General features: G+C 42.5%; 3 protein-coding genes, 2 tRNA genes and 1 pseudogene. 5 read left to right on the top strand and 1 reads right to left on the bottom strand.

Annotation, left to right across the window (positions count from 1 at the left end; translation table 11 throughout):
• The first annotated feature begins 109 nt into the window (after nt 1-109).
• The 5 genes from C200_RS13520 to C200_RS13540 all read left to right on the top strand — a co-directional run bounded on the left by C200_RS13520 (nt 110) and on the right by C200_RS13540 (nt 3,389).
• Nucleotides 110-1,381, top strand: coding sequence for a dicarboxylate/amino acid:cation symporter (locus tag C200_RS13520; RefSeq protein ID WP_016211802.1), 1,272 nt, complete (start codon nt 110-112; stop codon nt 1,379-1,381).
• Nucleotides 1,382-1,437: 56 nt separating this feature from the next.
• Nucleotides 1,438-2,421 carry a biotin--[acetyl-CoA-carboxylase] ligase gene (locus C200_RS13525; RefSeq protein WP_016211801.1) on the top strand — a complete coding sequence of 328 codons (984 nt, stop codon included), beginning with the start codon at nt 1,438-1,440 and terminating at the stop codon, nt 2,419-2,421.
• On the top strand, nt 2,418-3,203 hold the full coding sequence (locus tag C200_RS13530; protein WP_016211800.1) for a type III pantothenate kinase: 786 nt from the start codon (nt 2,418-2,420) through the stop codon (nt 3,201-3,203). Before C200_RS13525 ends, C200_RS13530 begins: the two co-directional genes overlap by 4 nt.
• 28 nt (nt 3,204-3,231) lie before the next feature.
• Nucleotides 3,232-3,307 (top strand) — tRNA-Thr (locus tag C200_RS13535).
• A gap of 6 nt (nt 3,308-3,313) precedes the next feature.
• A tRNA-Glu gene (locus tag C200_RS13540) sits at nt 3,314-3,389 on the top strand.
• 156 nt (nt 3,390-3,545) lie between these two features.
• Here C200_RS13540 and C200_RS16275 read toward each other — a convergent pair.
• Nucleotides 3,546-3,778 (bottom strand): annotated as a pseudogene (locus C200_RS16275) (IS701 family transposase); the annotation flags it as partial.

Below are 3,778 nucleotides of genomic sequence, written 5' to 3' on the forward strand. Positions count from 1 at the left end.
ATCAAAGCCGCTTCTATTAAAATATAGAGCGGCTTTTTTTCTATAATTCCCTATCTTTTTATCTTTAACTGTATCAAGATGGAGCATTTTGAGATTAAGGGACTCTTTGATGACGCTATTTCTATCTATACTTTATTTTCCTATACGTGTATGGCGATGCTTAAAGAGCTGGCAGCAAGTGATTTTAGCACTTATTTTAGGTGCATCATGTGGTTTAGCCTTTAAAACCAGTGCTGAGTTTTTAAAGCCGCTGGGCGATCTATTTATTAATGGTATTCATATGATTGTGATGCCGTTGGTGTTTATTGCGATTATATCGGCAATTACCAGTGTTAGTGATGGCAATAAAATGCGGCGTGTTGGTTTACGAGCCCTTGTTCTTTATGCTATTACGATGATATTTGCGGCGATGATTGGTATTGGTGTCGCTGTTTTGGTACAGCCTGGACTGGGCTTAGCGCATGCGCATTCCCTGCAGCAGGTTCCCGAATTGCAACATATTAAATGGCAAAGCTTTATCAGCAACTTGATTCCTGCGAACCCTTTAAAGGCATTTGTTGATGGTAATATCTTGCAGGTCATTGTATTTGCAGTGTTACTGGGGATTGCCTTAAGACAGGCGGGTGAAAAAGCGGCGGCGGTAATTCATTTCTTTCAGTCGTTTACTCATGTGATTTTTCGTTTGGCTGGGCTTGTTATCTCGTTTGCGCCTTATGGTGTGTTCGCACTTAGTGCATGGGTGTTTAGTCAATTTGGTTTGAGCGCCCTGTGGTCTTTAATTAAGCTAATTTTTGTGGTTTATCTTGCGTGTCTGTTACATATGGCTGTTGTTTATGGTGGTGGTTTAAGATTAATGGGGATTAAGCCGTTGGCTTTTTTTAAGAAGATACGTTATCCGTTATCAATTGCTTATACTACATCCAGCAGTGCTGCGACATTGCCTGTGTCGATAGAGACGACGGCAACAGAGCTAAAAGTACCACGTGAGATTGCGCAGTTTTTATTGCCTTTGGGTGCTAATTTTAATTTAAATGGCTTATCAATTTATGTCAGTGCGGCAACGGTTTTTGCTGCTAATTTTTATGGTATTCACCTTCATATTACTGATTATATTACCTTGGTTGTAACCATTGTGTTAACGGCCATGGGAGCTGCTGGTGTACCTGGATCCGGAGTGATTGTTATGGGTGCGGTAATGAGCTCATTAGGGCTGCCCTTGGGGGCGATTCCATTGGTGGTGGGAGTTGATCGCCTGAATGATATGATGCAGACGATGACCAATGTTGCTGGTGATGTTTTTGCTACTATTGTGGTTACAAAACAAGAGCAAGAGAGGACAAGTGATTTTGTAAATGTCAATTCTCCAGGCGTAAGCAATTAAGACAAGGGCTGTTTTTTTCGGTATAATCGACCGCTTAAGAAATATAGTAGATCGATATGAAGAAGTTAGGTGCGATTTTAGAGCTGGTTGCTGATGGTCAGTTTCACTCTGGTGAAGACCTCGGGGCTGTACTTGGGGTGAGTCGTGCTGCTGTCTGGAAGCAACTGAAGCAATTAAAAGAGCTGGGGTTGGAGATCGAGTCGGTGCCGGGGCGTGGTTATTGTTTAAGTCAACCACTCCATCTTTTAGATGCGCATAAAATTACTGGGCAACTTTCTGATCAGGCACGTAGACAATTGTCTCATATACAAGTGTTAAGCGTGACAGATTCGACAAATAACGTGCTATTAAAGCAGCTACAGCAAGGTAATCGACAAGCTCAAGCGTGTTTTGCTGAGTTACAAACAGCAGGGCGAGGACGCCGTGGGCGCGCGCATCATGCAGGCATTAATTCCTGTTTAATGGGCTCAGTGGCCTGGGTGTTTCAAGCTGGGATGTTTGATTTTTCAGTGATTAGCTTGGTTGTTGGCATATGCATGGCGCGTAGCTTAACAAAACTCGGCTGTGCACATGTTGAACTGAAGTGGCCAAATGACCTGCAATATGCGGGCCGTAAGCTTGGTGGTGTACTGGTTGAAAGTTCTGTGCAAGAGTTTTCTTATTGCCATGCAGTGATTGGTTTGTTTGTGAATGTGGCCTTATCGGCGCAGGATCGAGCATGCATTGACCAGCCTTGTGTGGATATAAAAGAGATTATTGCTTCATCTAAAACTGATCTTTCGAGAAACCAACTAGCTACTGCTATTTTAAATGAACTGTGTGCGGCATTTAATCAATTAACTGAGAAAGGTTTTGATCAGTTTTTAACTGAATGGCAGCATTATGATGCATTGTGTGGACGAGAGGTGATCGTGCGACTGAATCATGAGGCTGTTACAGGAATTGCCCAAGGCATTGATGGTGTAGGCCGTTTGCTGGTCAAGACATCACAAGGCTTGCGTAGCTTTTCCTATGGTGAGGTCAGTGTGAGGACCCTATGAAATTATTGTTAGATATTGGACTTTCACGAGTCAAGTGGGCGCGTTATCATAATGGCGCATTACAGTACCAAGGTGCTATTGAGCATCATGGTTCTGCCGATCATATTTTTTACTTATTAGAAAACAATGAGTTATCTGGTTTAAAAAGCGTTTATATCGCCTTTGTGGGTGAGAAAACTATTCAAGAACGTTTAGAGTATTTAATTTGGAAACATTGGCAAATTAGCGCAGAGTTTATTGTTGCGGATGAAGAGGCGCTGAGTATTTTTAATGGTTATAATCATCCTGAAGAGCTCGAAGCAGATCGGTGGCTGGCGATGTTGGCCTTGCATAATGAGTCTTTGCCGGTATGTATTATTGATTGTGGTGCAAGAATTACGATTGATCTATTAAATAACTTGGGACAGCATATCGGCGGCCTGTCGTTTGCTGGCTTAAAGCAATTGCACTTAGCGGCAGCGCAAGCACGCGGTCAGAAATTAACAGAATTTCTCGGTGATGATCAACAAGGCTTCGCTGAGGACAGTTTTTTAGCGACCAACCCCCGAGATGCGGTTCTTGCGGGTAGTTTTTATTCTGTAGTGGCAACCTTAGACCGCGTGGCACAAGACCTGCAGGAGGCGTTTCAAGAGGGAGAGGGCTTGCGTTTTGTCTTAACGGGTGGTGATGCTGAGCAATTGCAAGAATTACTCGGTTTTGCAACAGATTATCGGCCTGAGCTGATCTTTGAAGGAATGTTGGCTTATTTACAGAAAAAAAATCAAAAAAAGCTTGCAGTTTGATTTAAAATCAGTAAAATACGTCTCCGTTGCCGGTATAGCTCAGCTGGTAGAGCAACTGATTTGTAATCAGTAGGTCCCGAGTTCGACTCTTGGTGCCGGCACCATGTCCTGTCCCCTTCGTCTAGAGGCCTAGGACACCGCCCTTTCACGGCGGTAACAGGGGTTCGAATCCCCTAGGGGACGCCATTTTCCCATGTTATCTTGCTAAGTTTCCAGTAGATAATATTTGGGTTGATGGCTTTTTTTTGTTTTATTCTGTCTTAGTTCTTCTCTTCTCTTCGCTTTTCTTTACTTCGCATCGTCGGTTATGGTTATCTATTGATAACTCACCTTACGCACAGGTCATAAACATTTTAATCGCCTAAGCTCTTCAAAAGCTATTTGATTTGACCGCACAAGTAATTTATATTTGAGTGCAAAGTGGTTAAGTTGTGCTTTTACACTCAATGTTTCTAGTTTACAAAATGCCACGATTGATGCAAAAATATGATTGCATTGTGACCGAACAGTTTTAGTTGGTGATTTTGCTAAACTTGCATTTTGTTTAATCGACTTATGATATTCTTCAATTTTCC

The sequence above is a fragment of the Piscirickettsia salmonis LF-89 = ATCC VR-1361 genome, assembly GCF_000297215.2.
In the GTDB taxonomy this organism is placed as follows: domain Bacteria; phylum Pseudomonadota; class Gammaproteobacteria; order Piscirickettsiales; family Piscirickettsiaceae; genus Piscirickettsia; species Piscirickettsia salmonis.